The organism is Rhodoferax sp. GW821-FHT10B06, from assembly GCF_059415605.1.
Window position 1 is genome coordinate 1 of sequence record NZ_JBWKNO010000020.1, and the last position, 16,307, is coordinate 16,307.

Genomic DNA, 16,307 nt, shown 5'->3' on the forward strand with positions numbered 1-16,307 from the left:
GAAGAGCTGGCGGCCACAGCGGAAGAGATGAGCGGCCAGGCGGCACAGCTGCAGGAAGCGATGGGCTTCTTCAAGGTAGACGCGGGTTATACACCTGCCGAGATCGGCAGGCCCCAGACTTCCGCTAGTTTCAAAGCCGCACCACCCTTGTTGAGGATCAACAAAGCTGTCGCAAAAAAAGCGGTAAACAACGAAGCCAGCTTCGTCCGCTTCTAAGGAGATTGACATGAGTGCCATGATCTCAGCACAACAAAAAACGCCTGCCGTGCTGAGTGCCACCATCGGGCACAGCCAGCCCGACCAGCACCAGTACCTGACCTTCATGCTTGGTGGCGAGACCTACGCCATGGGCATCCTGGCCATCAAGGAAATCATCGAGTTCGGCAGTGTCACCGAAGTGCCGCGCATGCCCAGCTTCATCCGCGGGGTCATCAACTTGCGTGGTGCGGTGGTGCCGGTGATTGATCTCAGCGCACGCTTTGGCAAAGGCACCACTACCGTCACGCGGCGCACCTGCATCGTGATCGTGGAAGTGGCCGGCGGCAATGGCGCCCAGCACGACACCCAGGTGGTGGGCGTGATGGTAGACGCAGTCAATGCCGTGCTGGAGATACCGGCTGCCGAGATTGAGCCCCCGCCATCCTTTGGAGCCCATCTCCGTGCGGATTTTATGACCGGGATGGGCAAGGTGAACGGCAAGTTCGTGATCATCCTCAACATCCACCATGTGCTGTCGGTGGATGAGATGGCCGCGCTGGCCGGGGTGGGGAGCGGCGGCGTGGTTGGGGTTTGATGCTATTTCATGCGGCTTCAAGTAGGTTGCATATAGGTTCTGGGCTTGAATGAGCGATCGCGGATCTGATGGAGTGAATCGCGACGCCAAGCCATTCTTATCCTGCCATTCACCCTTTCAGGGAGGGCATATTGGAGCAACAGAGGAAAAATGGTATTGACGAAGGAATACTCAAGGGCATCGCCCGGTAGCAGCACTGGTTCGTTGGCAGGCGCTGTAGCATTGCTCGACCGGGAATTCGCACAGTTCAGCGAGCTGATTTACCGCATCGCAGGCATTAGCATGGCTCCGGCCAAGAAATCGCTGGTTTCCAGCCGTCTGGCCAAGCGGCTCAAGCATTGCCGTCTAGACAACTATGGCGACTATTTCCGTCTGATCACTTCACTCCAAGGCAAAGACGAATTGCAAATAGCGGTGGACATGCTGACTACCAACGAGACGCATTTTTTCCGCGAACCCAAACATTTTGATTTTCTGCGCCAGCGCATTGTTCCTTTTCGGCGCTTGGGTACGCCTTTTCGCGCATGGAGTGCAGCCTGTTCTAGCGGCGAGGAGCCCTACAGCATTGCCATGGTGCTGGACGAGTTGCTGGGCAATCAACCATGGGAGGTGTTGGCTTCGGATATCAGCACGCGCATTGTGGACAAGGCGCGTAACGGCTTGTTCCCGCTGGAGCGCTTGCCGGAAATTCCCAAGCAGTATCTGCGCCGCCATTGCCTCAAAGGCATCGGTGAGTTTGATGGCACCTTGCTGATTGACAAAGCTTTGCGCGAACGGGTGCGCTTTATGCTGCACAACCTGATGGAAGCACCGCCGAGGCTGGGTGAGTTCGATGTGATCTTTTTGCGCAATGTAATGATCTATTTTGACCAGGGAACCAAGCAGAAAGTGGTGTCGCATTTGTTGCCATTGCTGCGTCCCGGCGGGTATTTTCTGATCGGACATTCAGAGAGCCTGAACGGCGTGACCAATGTCATGAAATCGATTGCGCCGGCTATTTACCAAAAGTCGGACTGATGCGTAAACCGGCGCATACAGTTGAGATATTCCTGCAGCCTGGTGAGGTGTATTTTGGCGTGCGCGACACACGTATACGTACGCTGTTGGGTTCTTGTGTCTCCATCGTAATGTGGCATCCCGGCATGCTGACGGGTGGCATGTGCCATTACATGCTGCCAAGTGCACCGTCTGGCAGGCGTGCAACCCTGGATGGGCGTTACGCCGACGAAGCGTTGGAGTTGATGCTGCTGGAGATCCGCAATGCCTGTACTTCACCGGCGGAATATCAGGTCAAGCTATTCGGTGGCGGGCATATGTTTTCCGGGAATCAAAGTATCCGAGTGGACCACGTAGGGGCCAGGAATGTCGAGATGGCGCGCGTCTTGATGAAGCGACATGGTTTTTCAGCCCAGGCCGAGCATCTTGGCGGCACAGGGCATCGTACGGTTATGCTGGATATCTGGAGCGGCCATGTCTGGGTGCGGCACCAGCCGCCAGGCCCTTTCAAAGACAAAAATGAAACGCTATGCACAAAGTGAAGGTGTTGATCGTCGATGATTCCGCTGTAGTGCGTCAAGTGTTGACTGCCAAGCTACAGGAGGATCCGGGTATCGAGGTGATTGGTGCGGCATCCGATCCGGTATTTGCAATGGATCGCATGCGTGCACAGTGGCCCGACGTGATCGTGCTGGATGTGGAAATGCCGCGGATGGATGGCATTACCTTTTTAAAGAAACTGATGGCAGAACATCCAACGCCAGTGGTGATCTGTTCTACGTTGACTGAAAAAGGCGCGGAAACCACAGTGCAGGCGCTGGCGGCTGGGGCCGTCAGTATTGTCACTAAACCAAAGCTGGGCCTCAAACAGTTTTTGCAAGACAACTCTGATGATTTGATCAGTGCGGTCAAGACGGCGGCGCGCGCCAATGTGCGGCGACTGATGCCCGCTGGAACCGCTGTTATTCCTCAACCCAAGCTCTCGGCGGACGTGATTTTGTCAGCGTCGACCCACGTGATGGTTCAGACGACCGATCGTGTCGTGGCCATCGGGACCTCCACGGGCGGAACGCAAGCTCTTGAAGCAGTGTTAACTGCGCTGCCCCAAATGTGTCCGGGTATCGTCGTCGTGCAACATATGCCGGAAAAATTCACGGAAGCTTTTGCCAATCGCCTTAATGGTTTGTGCAAGATGGAGGTGCGTGAGGCGAAGAGTGGAGATAGGGTTATGCCCGGACGGGTGCTGATTGCCCCGGGAGGTCGGCATATGCTGTTGAAGCGGAGTGGAGCGCAGTATCGCGTCGACGTCATGCTAGGGCCGCTGGTGAGCCGCCACCGACCATCTGTGGATGTACTGTTTCGCTCCGTGGCCAAGTGCGCTGGACGGAATGCGCTGGGCATCATCATGACTGGCATGGGTGACGACGGCGCGCGCGGGCTGAAGGAACTGCGCGGCATGGGCGCACGTACGTTGGCGCAGGACGAGGAAAGTTGCGTGGTGTACGGTATGCCCAAGGAGGCTGTAAAACTAGGCGCGGTGGATCGGGTGCTGCCGTTGGGAGAAATTCATATGGAGATTCTCCGGGCTATGCAGAGTACCGTTTGACGCAAATCGTACCCACACAACTTGTTTGGTCGGATTGAATGGCCAGAGAAACGGGTGCTCTCCAGGCTCGATGTATTGAATTCAATTCTGCCCCTGCAGGTGAGTGGAGGTCCCGTTTGGCACTGCGGGGCGTCGCTGGTGGGGCTGCATTATTGTGCTACGTCCGAAAATTTTCATCGACGGTACGGTTATCCCGCTGGGTAACCTGCTGTTGCCGGTGCAAATTTGAGCGATAGGGCAGAAATCGGAGATCACCCAAGGCACCTTGAATGAAACTCTTTTTTGGGGATGTAGGGCGGTGATAGTGAGTCTTGGTCAACTAGGTATGGGTGTTCGTGGGTAGGGTAATTCTTATATTCATTCGGTTGATTCCTAGGGGTAAATCGGAATTGGCTGATGGTTGGAGTTGTCAAAATGGAACATCATCTTGTATCAAATTGTGAGGTTGGTATTTCTTAAAATTTTGGCCCCAAATATTCGTTGCGTGATCTTCTTATTTGGTAAGTGTGATTGTGGCGGACTCAATTCGCCCCCTGATGTTTTGTGTTGATCGAAAAATATTTTTTATGTATTAATAGATGACGAGTCTTTTATTTAATGTGATGTACATTAAATATATATTGCTGTGTAGGCATTTGATTTGTTTCTACAAAAAATGAAATTGGGTAATTTTGATAGCGTTGATCGAATTTCGCTAGGTCGGCGTATTAAGGCTATATCTCGCTATTACAAAGGAGCCTTGATTTTGGTTATGGTGGTTGCATTGGTTATTTATGCAACCATGCAGTTTGTTCTTGAACGCCACTCTGTTCAACAAAGTGTCAGTTTTCTTACAAGCAATCAGTTCATTAAGTTTCAGCAGCTGGCCAATACCACGCGTGCATTGATGCGTGCATCTGCAGATAAAGCTATCTCAGTTAATGTGCTTGATCGGCTGATCGATGAGATGAACCATGAAATCATAGAGATTAAGGATATTAATGCACAATTGCTTCTTCTGCGTGCTCGTCTTGGCGATGATGCTGCGCCAAGCGATCTTGATCTTCGAATTCAAGGTTTTCTGGAGCGGGCAGAAAAACTAGGGAAAATTGATAATATTAGCCGGGGGCGTCGTTACTCCTTTTGGGGGCCCATTGATTTTGCTGCCGCGTCGGATGGTTTCATTATGCGTGGTTTTCAAGAGGCTATTCGGCAATCTTTTGCTAAGAGCGAGGCGAGCATTGCGATGGCAAAGCGGATCAGTGCTTTATTAGTATTGTCTCTTCTTCTTGGTTTACTCATTGTGGGTATATTTATTCTTAGCCCGTTGCTTAAGAAGTTACGCATTGAATATGAAAAAAAGAAGGTTTTCGAGCAGAAATTATCGATTCTTGCCCATAGGGACGGTTTAACCGATCTTCCCAATCGCATGGCATTCAATCGAATATTGGATCGACTTATTGCGGCTCGCAATTCAAAAGACCCATATTCTGAAGGCGGCTCATTCGTCCTTTTCCTGATTGATCTGGACCATTTTAAAGCAGTCAACGACACCTTCGGACATCAAGCCGGCGATGAGTTATTGGTTGAGGCGGCGAAACGAATCGCATTAGTCATTGGGTCCGACTCCATCGCAGCGAGATTGGGTGGCGATGAATTTGCTATTTTGGTTCCGAATCTTTCAGATAGCAATGAAGCTGAAAAAATTGCTACACGGATACGTGGAAGCTTGTCTCAATCTTGCATTGTTGATGGACATGCTCTTAATGTATCGAGCAGTATCGGTGGCGCTATTTTCCCTGATCACGGCAGTAATGCACAAGAGATTATACGGTGCGCTGATTTGGCGCTATATGCCGCAAAAACGATGCGCAACAACCAAGTAATCTTCAACGAGGCGATGATGGCTGATCGACTTGCTGAAAGTCAGCTTCGTACAGCCCTGTTTAATGCGGTCGAAAACGATGAATTCCTTGTTTATTACCAGCCAAAAATAGATGCCCGAAGTGGTCGGCATATTGCATTTGAGGCACTTGTACGGTGGCGCCACCCTGATCTCGGTATTTTATCGCCGGGGAGTTTTTTGCATCTCTTCAATACTGCAGCATCAATTTCCTCAATGACCGAGTGCGTTATTAACAAGGTGGCCTACGACATACGAGTCTGGCGTGATGCGGGCTTGTCCCCTGGAAGTGTAGCAATCAATATGCCCGAAGCCATCCTCATTTCTGAGGTTGGCTATGATATGTTTGCGAATGCGATTAAGCGATATTCGGTTGAATGGAGTGATTTTTCAATCGAAATCACTGAGGATGTATATATGAATAAATATACGGAGCAGATATTTGCAACTGTCATAAAACTGCGTGAACAGGGGGTGTCGATTGCACTCGATGATTTTGGTACCGGTTTCGCATCGTTGACGAATCTCAGGAATTTTCCGTTTGATGATGTAAAAATTGATCGCAGCTTTATTTCTGACATAGGTGTTGATAATAAATCAGAGCAGATTATTAAGGCCATGATTGATCTTGTTGAAAATTTGGGGAAAAACTGTGTTGCCGAAGGTGTGGAGACGGAAGAGCAGCTCATGTTTTTACAGCAAGCCGGTTGCGGTATGGTGCAAGGTTATTTCTTTGCAAAGCCTCAACCGTTTGAAATGGCTACATCTCGACTGGTCGCTAGACGCGATGTTCAATGTGAATCTCTGATGGTTTCTTGATAAAGTAGGTTTAACAATGACAATACGCGGACATTATTCGCCCTTGAGATGCCTCAGTTTGACGCTGGCAATATCCTTTCTTTCACTCGCACACGCTGAATCCACGAGCAGCGTATTTCAACCGACCGTGGAGGTGATACATTTTTGGATTTCGCCAAGCGAGAGCAAGGCTCTCGATGTTTATCGCCAGGCCTGGAAGAGCCTCGGTGGTAAATGGAACGACGTACCGGTCAAGAACAAGGATGCCGAACTGAAGTCGGTCACTGACAGAATTGCCAATGGCTATCCTTCCACGGTAATGCAGTGGAATGCCAATGAGGGCAGCAAGGAACTACCGGCGATGGGTGTCGTGCAGGATATCGAAGAGGTCGCAGCAGCTGATCATTGGCGGGATTTCCTGCCCGGAAATGTGATTGATCAGATCAGCTACAAGGGGCGCATCTATTTTGCGCCGACCAATATTCATGCGGAAAACTGGCTGTGGACCAATAAGAAGATATTCGATAAATTGAAATTACCGTCGCCGACAAGTTGGGACAGCGTTCTCGACAGTGCCGCCAAGATTAAGGCCGCCGGTTATACACCCATCGCACTCGGATCTGGCACATGGGAAATTTCTCTCATTTTCAATGACATTGTCTATTCAATCTATGGCCCTGAGGCTTATGCACGCCTGATGAGTGGAGGGGACCCGCATGCCGTAATGCGACCAGAGATGTTGAAAGCGCTCGGCATTTTGCGGCATCTCAGCGCTTTTGCCGAGCCTGTTCGAACCGGCAAGACTTGGGCCGATGCGACGCTTTCTGTCGGTCGAGGCCGGGCAGGCATGCAGTTCATGGGCGATTGGGCAAAGGGTGAGCTGACCGAGGCAGGACTCGTCTCAGACAAGGATTTCCGATGCACGTTGGCACCGGGGACAGAATCGGTCTATTTTGTCGTGGTTGATGCGTTTGCCTTTCCGATCACGAACAACGGGCAGGATCGCCGCTCCCAGCTTCTCTTTGCACGCCAGATCATGGATGTCGACAATCAACTCGCCTTCAACCGCATCAAAGGGTCGATTCCCGTTCGAACCGACGTTCAACGCAAAAATCTTGATGCATGCGGGAAAGTTGGCCTGGACTTGATTTCGCGCAAGGGCTCTCAAGTTGCCGCCCAATCGATGACCATGCCCTCGCAGATGTCACAAGGATGGATTGATATCGTTGCTGACTATTTCAACGATCCCAAGATCTCGGCGGTGCATGCCCAGCACCAGTTGGCGGATGTTTTGTCGCAAAAATGAATAGGCTGATACAAACCTCATCGCCAAAGCCGCTTCGACCATGACCGAGGTGGAGGGATCAGGCAAACAAGTGATGGATCTTATGGGTGAAATTAGTGTAGCCAGCTCTGAGCAAAGTATCGGTGTGTCGCAGGTTGACGAAATGGTGGCACAGGCGGACCAAGGCACGCTACAGAATGCAGCTTTGGTATGTCAAATGGCGGCGGTGGCTGGCAGTCTCAACATCTAGGTGGAGGAATTGGTGAGCATGGTCGCGGTGTTCAAATTACGGGCTGGCACCAACGGGGATGCATACCGTTCTCGCTCGGTGGAGTCTATTGCCGGGACTGTACAACATGCCCTTGTCGGTACCCGCAAGTTAACAGTAAAGCCCAAGACCGTGCCGTCATCCCAGATAGGTACGGTACTACCAAGAACTTCATCACCGCACGGCGAAGGCGAGTGGGCGAGCTTTTGATGGCGGAACAAAAATCACAAGAGGACGCAGGTAGTGAAAAGGCAGCGCTGCTGGAGCTTGCTCAGTCCTTGATTGTCATGCGCGATGCATTGATGGAAACTTCGCTAATGCTGCACGATGCCTATTTTGATTGCGCGGTAGAGCATCGCGATGCTGCCGCTGAACACCTGAAAGCTGTGATTCAAAAAGTCATTACCCGCTGGTAGGTGGGTTTCGCTGGTTCAGCAAGCGTCACTGCATAGGATCTACCGTGAAATTGTCCTTGCCCTCTGAACGCATCTACCGGTTGCACAGTGTGTCCTGGCTTCATGGCTGCAATACTGACGACCCAAGTCGCTATGGATATGAGTCCTACGCCGCTGCAGCGACTTAAGGCTGGCAGGCTGGGCCAATTTGGGGAGCCAACAACAACATTTTGTGCATAAACCCAATTGCCCCAAGCGGAGAGGGCTATGCCTTTCCGCTTGGGGCAATGGAGATCGTTGGTTCGACTTGCGTGCTTACGCCAAGTCGAAGCGATCCAGGTTCATGACTTTAGTCCAGGCTGCGACGAAGTCAGTCACCAGCTTTTGCGCACCGCCTGCGCTGGCATAGACTTCGGCGTAAGCGCGCAGCACCGAGTTGGAGCCGAAGATCAGGTCGTTGCGGGTGCCGGTGTATTTCACCTGGCCGGTCTTACGATCGCGGCCTGCGAATACTTCAGCCTCACCGTCCACGGCTTTCCACTCGATACCCATGTCCAGCAGACGTACGAAGAAATCGTTGCTGAGCACGCCTACTTGGTCTGTGAATACGCCGTGCTTGCTGCCGTCGGCATTTGCGCCCAGCACGCGCAGACCACCGACCAACGCGGTCAGTTCGGGCGGGGTCAGGGTCAGCAACTGGGCCTTGTCGACCAGCAGGGCTTCGGTCGGCGCGCCGATCTTGCCCTTCTTGTAGTTGCGGAAGCCATCGGCCAGCGGTTCAAGAACTGCAAAGGACTCGACATCGGTCTGCGCCTGCGTCGCATCGACGCGGCCCGGCGTAAATGGCACCACGACGGCCACGCCTGCTGCCTTGGCCGCCTGTTCGACGCCCACGCTGCCGGCCAATACGATGATGTCGGCCAGCGAGGCCTTGCCAAATGCCTGCTGGATCTCAACCAGCTTGGGTAATACCTGGACGGCGATCTTGTTGACCTCCCAGTCCTTCTGCGGGGCTAGGGCCAGCCGTGCGCCGTTGGCACCACCGCGCTTGTCTCCGCCACGGAAGGTGGAGGCCGAAGCCCAGGCCACGGACACCAGTTCGCTTACCGACAGGCCGGAGGCGACGATCTTGGCCTTGAGCTCGGAGATATCCGCCGCCGTAGGACGGTAGGTTGCAGCCGGCAGCGGGTCTTGCCAGATCAGGTCTTCCTTGGGCACTTCAGGGCCGAGGTAGCGTGCTTTCGGGCCCATGTCGCGGTGGGTCAGCTTGTACCAGGCGCGGGCAAAGGCTTCGGCAAAGGCCTGCGGATCTTCATGGAAGCGCTTGGAGATCTTGCCGAACTCGGGGTCGAAGCGCAGCGTCAGATCGGTGGTCAGCATAGTGGGCTTGTTGAACTTGCCCGGCACATGTGCGTCAGGGATGATCTCTGGCCCATTCGTGGCGACCCACTGCTTGGCACCGGCGGGCGAATGGGTCAACTCCCATTCGTACTTGAACAGGTTTTCAAAGAAGTTGTTGCTCCACTGTGCCGGGGTGGTGGTCCATGTGACCTCCAGGCCGCTGGAGACGGTGTCTTTGCCATGGCCACTGCCAAAGTTGCTGTTCCAGCCCAGGCCCTGGGCTTCAATGCCCGCGCCTTCGGGCTCTGGGCCTTTGTGCGACTCGGGCGCTGCGCCATGTGCCTTGCCGAAGGTATGGCCGCCAGCGATCAAGGCGACGATTTCTTCGTCGTCCATGGCCATGCGGCTGAAGGTGGTACGGATGTCCTTGGCCGCGGCCAGGTAGTCACCGCTGGCGTTGGGGCCTTCCGGGTTGACGTAGATTAGCCCCATGTGGGTGGCGGCCAGGTTGTTGTTTAGCTCGCCCTCTCCTTTGTTGCGGTCGCCCCCACCGCTGAAGCGCTTGTCTGCGGCCAGCCAGGAAGTCTCGGAACCGAAGTTCACATCCATGTCGGGTTCCCACACGTCTTCGCGGCCGCCGGCAAAGCCGAAGGTCCGGAAGCCCATCGATTCCAGCGCCACGTTGCCAGTCAGAATGAATAGGTCGGCCCAGGAAATTTGCTGGCCGTACTTCTGCTTGATAGGCCAGAGCAGGCGGCGTGATTTGTCGATGTTGACGTTGTCGGGCCAGGAGTTCAGCGGCGCAAAGCGCTGCTGGCCACGGCCACCACCGCCACGGCCGTCTTGGGTACGGTAGGTGCCCGCGCTGTGCCAAGCCATGCGGATGAACTGAGGGCCGTAGTGGCCGAAGTCGGCCGGCCACCAGTCCTGGCTGTCGGTCATCAGTTTGACCAGATCCGCCTTGAGTGCCTTGTAGTCCAGTTTCTTGAATTCTTCCGCGTAATTGAACTTCTCGCCCAGCGGGTGGGACTTGTTGGAGTGCTGGTTCAATACGTCAACCCGCAACTGGTTGGGCCACCAGTCTTTGTTGGTTGTGCCGCCGCTGGCAGCATGGTGGACGGGACACTTGGCTTCATTGGACATGGGGTTCTCCTTTGTCGGTTGGTGGCTGTATTTGTGGATACATGGTGCCGCAGCAGCAGGCAGAAATATGCATGTGCGGCCATTGTTTGCAAATGACAGCCTGGGACATTCATAGTAATTAATTACTATGAATCCAAGAACTCAATAAAATTTATGTATTGAATAGAGTTTTTCAAAGATGCCCTCGGATTTTCTGCCCCCAAAGCTCTTTTACTCTCCCGCTAGGACGTTTCATCATCGAATTCGACTAGCTCCGCGTCCTCGGCCACCTGCTCTCCGACTGCGCAGTAGAACGCTTTGACCACGCCGTCACGTGGGGCGGTGATCGTGTGCTCCATCTTCATGGCTTCCATGACTAATAGGGCCGAGCCTTTATCTACCCGTGTGCCTGTGGCGACCAGCAACGCCAGTACCTTTCCGGGCATTGGTGCTTTCAAATGGCCTTCGACTGCGTGATCCGTGGTTATGTAGGCGGTGGGCGCTATGGCCAAGGCCCAAGTTCTTCCCTTAAAGAACACATGTCTTTTATCACCGATCGGAACTACCTTTGCGTGCAGCTGGCGTTCACCTATGCAGGCCTGTAGCTGGCCTTGCATATCCAGTGTGGCGTGCGCGGGCAGGCGTTCTGCATGCAGCCAAAGCGTATATCTGCCATTCACGCCAAGGCTTTCAGCCTCGATAGCTTGCACGGTATCCCCCATGCGCAGCTGTATCGTGCGTCTAGCCCGTCCGTTCAGGCGCCAGCCGTCTTGTGCGCGCCAGGGCGAGTCTGGATACGCGTCACGCCCAGCCTCGCGCGCTGTCTGTTGGGCGTGGTCCTGTAGTTCGGCCAGCGTTGCCAGCAACCATACCTCGTCAGGCACGCGGGTGTTGGATGGGAATAGAAGCGCTGCTTCGCGCTCTATCAGGCCGGTATCAAGATCGGCATGGCTGAACGATGGGCTTGTCACCAGACGCGAGAGGAACTCGATGTTGGTCTGAACGCCCACTACCTGGTATTGGCCCAGTGCCTGGTGCATGCGCGCAAGTGCCTGGCTGCGGTCTGCACCCCAGACGATCAGCTTGGCGATCATGGGGTCGTAGTGGGGCGTGATCTCGTCGCCTTGCGCTACACCCGTATCTATACGTACGTGGGCCGATTCCTGCGGTGTGGCCAGATGCACCAGCCGGCCGGTAGAGGGCAGAAATCCTTTGTTGGGGTCCTCGGCATAGATGCGGGCCTCCAGCGCGTGGCCGCGGAGTGTGAGCTGCTCTTGCCGCAGTGGCAGTGGCTCGCCGCACGCCACCCGTAACTGCCACTCCACCAGGTCCAGCCCCGTCAGCATTTCGGTCACAGGGTGTTCGACCTGCAGGCGGGTATTCATCTCCATGAAGTAGAAGCTGCCGTCCTGCTGGGCAATGAACTCCACCGTTCCTGCGCCCACGTAGCCGACGGCTTTGGCCGCTTCTACGGCCGCCTGGCCCATGGCCGCGCGGCGCTCTGGCGTCATGCCGGGCGCGGGGGCTTCTTCCAGTACCTTCTGGTGACGGCGTTGCACAGAACAGTCGCGTTCGAACAGGTACACCACATGCCCCTGCATGTCGCCAAATACCTGGATCTCGATATGCCGCGGTTTGAGCACATATTTTTCGACCAGCACATGGTCGCTGCCAAAGGCGTTCAAGGCCTCGCGCTGGCAGGAGCTGAGCGCGGCAGCAAAGTCGGCCGCCTGGTCTACACGGCGCATGCCTTTGCCGCCGCCACCGGCGCTGGCTTTGATCAGCACGGGGTAGCCGATGGTGTCTGCCTGCCGGGCCAGGAATAGCGGGTCCTGGTTGCTGCCGTGGTAGCCGGGCGTCAAGGGTACGCCGGCCTTCTCCATCAACTGTTTCGCCGCGGACTTGCTGCCCATGGCCTGGATCGCTGCGGCCGGCGGACCAATGAAGATAATGCCTGCCCGTTCGCAGGCTTCGGCGAAGTCGGCGTTCTCTGACAGAAAGCCGTAGCCCGGGTGGATTGCCTCGGCGCCGCTGTGCTGTGCGGCCGCCAGGATGCGGTCCGCGCGCAGATAGGAATCAAGCGCGGGCGCTGCACCAATCCATAGGGCCTCGTCGGCCAGGCGGACATGGCGTGCATGGGCATCTGCATCGGAATACACCGCGACCGTGGCAATACCGAGTTGGCGTGCTGTCTTGATGACGCGGCAGGCGATTTCGCCCCGGTTGGCAATGAGGATTTTTTTGAACATCGTCTCCTCCTTATGCGTGGTTCCAGACGGGCGCGCGCTTTTCCAGAAACGCGCTCAACCCCTCCTTGGCTTCGGGGGTCGCGCGCAGCACCGCAATACGCTGCGCGGTCTCAGTGGCTAGTGCCGTGTCTATCGGTTGGTGCACGATACGGCGTATCAGCTGGGTTGCAGCTGCCTGCGCAAGTGGGCCGCCGGCCAACAGTGCATCGACGATCTGCTGCACGCAGGCGTCCAACTGCTCGGGTTCAACCACTTCATGCGCCAAGCCGATATGCTGTGCGCGCACGGCATCGATGCGCTCCGCCGTCTGGAAGTAGCGGTAGGCCTGCCGCTCGCCGATGGCTCGCACAACATAGGGGCCAATCGCGGCGGGAATGATGCCGAACCGGACTTCGGTGGTGGCAAATGTGGCCTTGGTAGATGCAATGCAGATGTCGCATGCTGCAGCCAATCCCATGCCACCGCCCAGGGCTGCGCCGTGTACGCGTGCAATCGTAGGCGAGGCGCATTGCGACAGGGTGCTGAAGAGTGCCGCCAGCTTGTGCGCACTGGCCAGGTTATCTTTCAGGGGCGCCTCGCCCTGGCGCCGCATCCAGTTCAGGTCGGCCCCGGCCGAGAAGCTTTTACCGGCACCCGCCAATACGATGGCGCGCACAGCAGGCGCGGCGTCAAGCTCGGCGATACATGTTGTTAGCTCTTGGATCAGCGTTTCGTTGAAGGCGTTGTGCACTTCGGCACGGTTCATCCAGATCCAGGCACAGTTGCCGCGGTGTTCGATCTTCAGGTGTTGGTAGTGCATACGGGCCTCACATGCCTTACATACGAAATAGGCCGAACTTCGTCGGCAGGATGGGCGCGTTCAGCGTGGCCGCCAAGGACAGACCCAGCACGCGCCGGGTCTGGGCCGGATCCACCACTCCGTCATCCCACAGGCGGGCGGTGGCGTAGTAGGGGTGGCCTTGCTCTTCGTATTGCGCCCGGATGGGGGCTTTGAAGTCTTCTTCCGCTTGTGCTGACCATGTACCTTGCTTGGCCTCGATGCCATCGCGCTTGACGGTCGCCAGCACGCCGGCTGCCTGCTCGCCGCCCATCACGCTGATGCGTGCGTTGGGCCACATCCACAGCAAGCGCGGGGAATAGGCGCGGCCGCACATGCCGTAGTTGCCGGCGCCAAAGCTGCCGCCTATGAGCATGGTCAGCTTAGGCACGCCGACGGTGGCTACCGCCGTGACCATCTTTGCGCCGTCCTTCGCAATGCCTGCGTTTTCATACTTGCGGCCCACCATGAAGCCGCTGATGTTCTGCAGAAAAACCAGCGGCACACCACGCTGGCCACACAGTTCTATAAAGTGCGCGCCTTTTTGTGCCGATTCGCCGAACAGGATGCCGTTGTTGGCGATGATGCCTACCGGCATGCCGTACAGGTGCGCGAAGCCTGTGACCAGGGTGGCGCCGTAGCGCGCCTTGAATTCGTCAAAGCGGGACCCGTCCACCACGCGTGCTATGACTTCGCGTACGTCGTAGGGCTTGCGCGTGTCCTGCGGGATGATGCCGTAGATATCTTCGGCGTCGTACAGCGGCTCTTCGCTGGCTTGCAGCCGCAGGGTCAAGGGTTTTTGGTGGTTCAGGTTCGCCACGATGCTGCGTGCAATGGACAGCGCGTGGTGGTCGTTCTCCGCCAGGTGATCGGCTACGCCCGATATGCGGGTGTGGGTATCACCCCCACCCAGGTCTTCTGCGCTGACCACTTCGCCGGTGGCCGCCTTTACTAGCGGCGGGCCACCCAGGAAGATCGTGCCCTGGTTCCGCACGATGATGGTTTCATCGCTCATGGCTGGCACATAGGCCCCGCCGGCCGTGCACGAGCCCATGACCACCGCGATCTGCGGAATGCTCTTGGCCGACATTTGCGCCTGGTTGTAGAAGATGCGGCCAAAGTGCTCCCGGTCGGGGAACACCTCGTCTTGCAGTGGCAAAAATGCCCCCCCTGAATCCACCAGATAAATACAGGGCAGGTGGTTTTGCTCGGCGATTTCCTGTGCACGCAGGTGTTTCTTCACTGTCATCGGAAAGTAGGTTCCGCCTTTGACCGTGGCGTCGTTGGCCAGCACCATGCATTCCACCCCATGGATGCGCCCTATGCCCGCCACCAGGCCCGCAGATGGGGCTTCTCCGCCGTACATGTCGTAGGCGGCCAGTTGGCCTATTTCCAGGAATGGGCTGCCCGGGTCTATCAGCTGGTTCACACGCTCACGTGGCAGCAGCTTGCCCCGCGCGGTGTGGCGGCTTCGGGCCAGCTCGCCGCCACCCAGTGCGGCTTCATCCGTTTTGGCGCGCAGGTCTGCGACCGCTGAACGCATCGCCGCGGCATTGGCCTGGAAGTCGGCCGCGCGCGGATTGATGTGTGTGGCCAAGGCGTGCATGTAGTGTCTCCTTGCGATAGCTGCTTGTGTCTGCACTCTATGCCTGGGCTTTGCACATGTCTTGCCAGTCAGGTTGCAAATACTGCCATCCGTGCTTAGACTCTTTTAACCATGCATATTTCGTCCAGTTCGGCATCTTCACGCCCGGCAGTAACGCCCATGGCTTTTGTGCGAGCCATATTGCTGGCCTACCAAAAATACGGTATCGACCCCGCAAAGGCCTTGCAGGTGGCACAAATTGCGACAAAAAATGTGGATCGCGACGATGCCCGGGTCACGGCGGCACAGATGGAGGCCATCAGCGCCCACGCCATGCACGAGCTGGACGACGAAGCCCTGGGCTGGTTCTCGCGCAAGTTGCGTTGGGGCAGCTACGGCATGTTGAGCCGTGCATCCATCACCGCCCCGAATCTCGGTGTGGCCTTGAAGCGCTGGTGCCGCCACCACGGCTTGCTGGTGGACGACATCGTTTTGAAGCTGGAGGTGGCTGCAGGTGTGGCCACGCTGTCCATAGAGGAGCGGCGTGATTTGGGCCCGTTCCGCGAGTTCTGCCTTGTCACCTGCCTGCGCAATGCACATGGGGTGGCCTGCTGGATGGTGGATTCACGCTTGCCCTTGGCCCAGGCCTGTTTTCCGTTCGAGGCACCTGCGCACGCAGCCGTGTATCCGCACATGTTTTCCGGGGAGGTAGAGTTTGGCGCCGCAGGTGCGTGCATACGTTTCGACGCACAGTACCTGGCACTGCCCATACGCCGTGATGAGAAGGCCCTGGGCATGATGTTGCGCCGGCCCTTGCCGCTGATTGTGTTGCCCTACCGGCGTGACAGGTTGTTGGCGCAACGCGTCAAAAATCTACTGCAGCAACGGCCGGCCGACTTCACCCAGGCCGAGGCTATCGCCACGGAGCTACGGCTTTCTGTGCGCAGCTTGCACCGCCAGTTGCTGGCAGAGGCGGTTTCGCTGCAAGGTTTAAAGGATGAAGTGCGGCGCGACCTCGCCACGCAGCAGTTGTTGCGCACGGCCAAGCCGGTCAAACAGATTGCTCTGGCGGTGGGTTTTACCAACGAGAAGAGCTTTTCCCGTGCATTCAAGGGCTGGACGGGACAGGCCCCGGTCGATTTCAGGGCTGCAGGACATACGGTGTAGTGC

At 56.2% G+C, this 16,307-nt stretch carries 13 protein-coding genes and 1 pseudogene; 10 read left to right on the top strand and 4 right to left on the bottom strand.

Going from position 1 to position 16,307, the window contains the following annotated elements:
* The 9 genes and pseudogenes from AC07O2_RS22545 to AC07O2_RS22585 form a co-directional block, all read left to right on the top strand.
* Positions 1-216: pseudogene (locus AC07O2_RS22545) on the top strand (methyl-accepting chemotaxis protein); the annotation flags it as partial.
* A 10-nt stretch (positions 217-226) separates the two neighbouring features.
* Complete coding sequence (locus tag AC07O2_RS22550) at positions 227-793, top strand: chemotaxis protein CheW (RefSeq protein ID WP_495234474.1); 567 nt, start codon at positions 227-229, stop codon at positions 791-793.
* A 150-nt stretch (positions 794-943) separates the two neighbouring features.
* Complete coding sequence (locus AC07O2_RS22555) at positions 944-1,810, top strand: CheR family methyltransferase (RefSeq protein WP_495111391.1); 867 nt, start codon at positions 944-946, stop codon at positions 1,808-1,810.
* The gene (locus AC07O2_RS22560) at positions 1,810-2,331 is read left to right on the top strand and encodes a chemotaxis protein CheD (protein ID WP_495097794.1); all 522 of its coding nucleotides are present in this window, start codon (positions 1,810-1,812) and stop codon (positions 2,329-2,331) included. The genes AC07O2_RS22555 and AC07O2_RS22560 overlap by 1 nt, the downstream gene beginning before the upstream one ends.
* The gene (locus tag AC07O2_RS22565) at positions 2,319-3,395 is read left to right on the top strand and encodes a protein-glutamate methylesterase/protein-glutamine glutaminase (RefSeq protein WP_495234475.1); all 1,077 of its coding nucleotides are present in this window, start codon (positions 2,319-2,321) and stop codon (positions 3,393-3,395) included. The genes AC07O2_RS22560 and AC07O2_RS22565 overlap by 13 nt, the downstream gene beginning before the upstream one ends.
* Positions 3,396-4,035: 640 nt before the next feature.
* Positions 4,036-6,096 carry a putative bifunctional diguanylate cyclase/phosphodiesterase gene (locus AC07O2_RS22570; protein ID WP_495234476.1) on the top strand — a complete coding sequence of 687 codons (2,061 nt, stop codon included), beginning with the start codon at positions 4,036-4,038 and terminating at the stop codon, positions 6,094-6,096.
* A gap of 16 nt (positions 6,097-6,112) precedes the next feature.
* Positions 6,113-7,381, top strand: a complete 1,269-nt coding sequence (locus tag AC07O2_RS22575) for an ABC transporter substrate-binding protein (protein ID WP_495234477.1) — start codon at positions 6,113-6,115, stop codon at positions 7,379-7,381.
* Between the two features lie 40 nt (positions 7,382-7,421).
* A complete protein-coding gene (locus AC07O2_RS22580) occupies positions 7,422-7,610 on the top strand; it encodes a hypothetical protein (RefSeq protein WP_495234478.1) in 189 nt (62 codons plus the stop codon).
* A gap of 212 nt (positions 7,611-7,822) precedes the next feature.
* The gene (locus AC07O2_RS22585; RefSeq protein ID WP_495234479.1) at positions 7,823-8,044 is read left to right on the top strand and encodes a hypothetical protein; all 222 of its coding nucleotides are present in this window, start codon (positions 7,823-7,825) and stop codon (positions 8,042-8,044) included.
* 294 nt (positions 8,045-8,338) lie between these two features.
* Here AC07O2_RS22585 and katG read toward each other — a convergent pair whose 3' ends face one another.
* The 4 genes from katG to AC07O2_RS22605 all read right to left on the bottom strand — a co-directional run bounded on the left by katG (position 8,339) and on the right by AC07O2_RS22605 (position 15,158).
* Positions 8,339-10,507, bottom strand: coding sequence for a catalase/peroxidase HPI (gene katG / locus AC07O2_RS22590; protein ID WP_495234480.1), 2,169 nt, complete (start codon positions 10,505-10,507; stop codon positions 8,339-8,341).
* 221 nt (positions 10,508-10,728) lie between these two features.
* Positions 10,729-12,735, bottom strand: coding sequence for an acetyl/propionyl/methylcrotonyl-CoA carboxylase subunit alpha (locus tag AC07O2_RS22595; RefSeq protein ID WP_495234481.1), 2,007 nt, complete (start codon positions 12,733-12,735; stop codon positions 10,729-10,731).
* A gap of 10 nt (positions 12,736-12,745) precedes the next feature.
* Positions 12,746-13,534: an enoyl-CoA hydratase/isomerase family protein gene (locus AC07O2_RS22600; RefSeq protein WP_495234482.1), complete on the bottom strand. Its 789-nt coding sequence runs from the start codon at positions 13,532-13,534 to the stop codon at positions 12,746-12,748.
* Positions 13,535-13,550: 16 nt separating this feature from the next.
* Positions 13,551-15,158 (bottom strand): carboxyl transferase domain-containing protein, encoded by a 1,608-nt coding sequence (locus tag AC07O2_RS22605; protein WP_495234483.1) that lies wholly within the window; start codon positions 15,156-15,158, stop codon positions 13,551-13,553.
* A gap of 159 nt (positions 15,159-15,317) precedes the next feature.
* On the opposite strand from AC07O2_RS22605, the gene AC07O2_RS22610 reads away from it, so the two are divergent.
* Complete coding sequence (locus tag AC07O2_RS22610; protein ID WP_495234484.1) at positions 15,318-16,304, top strand: AraC family transcriptional regulator; 987 nt, start codon at positions 15,318-15,320, stop codon at positions 16,302-16,304.
* The last annotated feature ends 3 nt before the right edge of the window (positions 16,305-16,307 follow it).

What these genes read in the sequence shown, in the direction of transcription:
- AC07O2_RS22610 (WP_495234484.1), top strand. Translation starts at nt 15,318, where the DNA reads ATGGCTTTTGTGCGAGCCATATTGCTGGCCTACCAAAAATACGGTATC.
- AC07O2_RS22580 (WP_495234478.1), top strand. Translation starts at nt 7,422, where the DNA reads ATGACCGAGGTGGAGGGATCAGGCAAACAAGTGATGGATCTTATGGGT.
- AC07O2_RS22560 (WP_495097794.1), top strand. Translation starts at nt 1,810, where the DNA reads ATGCGTAAACCGGCGCATACAGTTGAGATATTCCTGCAGCCTGGTGAG.
- AC07O2_RS22555 (WP_495111391.1), top strand. Translation starts at nt 944, where the DNA reads ATGGTATTGACGAAGGAATACTCAAGGGCATCGCCCGGTAGCAGCACT.
- AC07O2_RS22575 (WP_495234477.1), top strand. Translation starts at nt 6,113, where the DNA reads ATGACAATACGCGGACATTATTCGCCCTTGAGATGCCTCAGTTTGACG.
- AC07O2_RS22600 (WP_495234482.1), bottom strand. Translation starts at nt 13,534, where the DNA reads ATGCACTACCAACACCTGAAGATCGAACACCGCGGCAACTGTGCCTGG.
- AC07O2_RS22595 (WP_495234481.1), bottom strand. Translation starts at nt 12,735, where the DNA reads ATGTTCAAAAAAATCCTCATTGCCAACCGGGGCGAAATCGCCTGCCGC.
- AC07O2_RS22605 (WP_495234483.1), bottom strand. Translation starts at nt 15,158, where the DNA reads ATGCACGCCTTGGCCACACACATCAATCCGCGCGCGGCCGACTTCCAG.
- AC07O2_RS22550 (WP_495234474.1), top strand. Translation starts at nt 227, where the DNA reads ATGAGTGCCATGATCTCAGCACAACAAAAAACGCCTGCCGTGCTGAGT.
- katG (WP_495234480.1), bottom strand. Translation starts at nt 10,507, where the DNA reads ATGTCCAATGAAGCCAAGTGTCCCGTCCACCATGCTGCCAGCGGCGGC.
- AC07O2_RS22565 (WP_495234475.1), top strand. Translation starts at nt 2,319, where the DNA reads ATGCACAAAGTGAAGGTGTTGATCGTCGATGATTCCGCTGTAGTGCGT.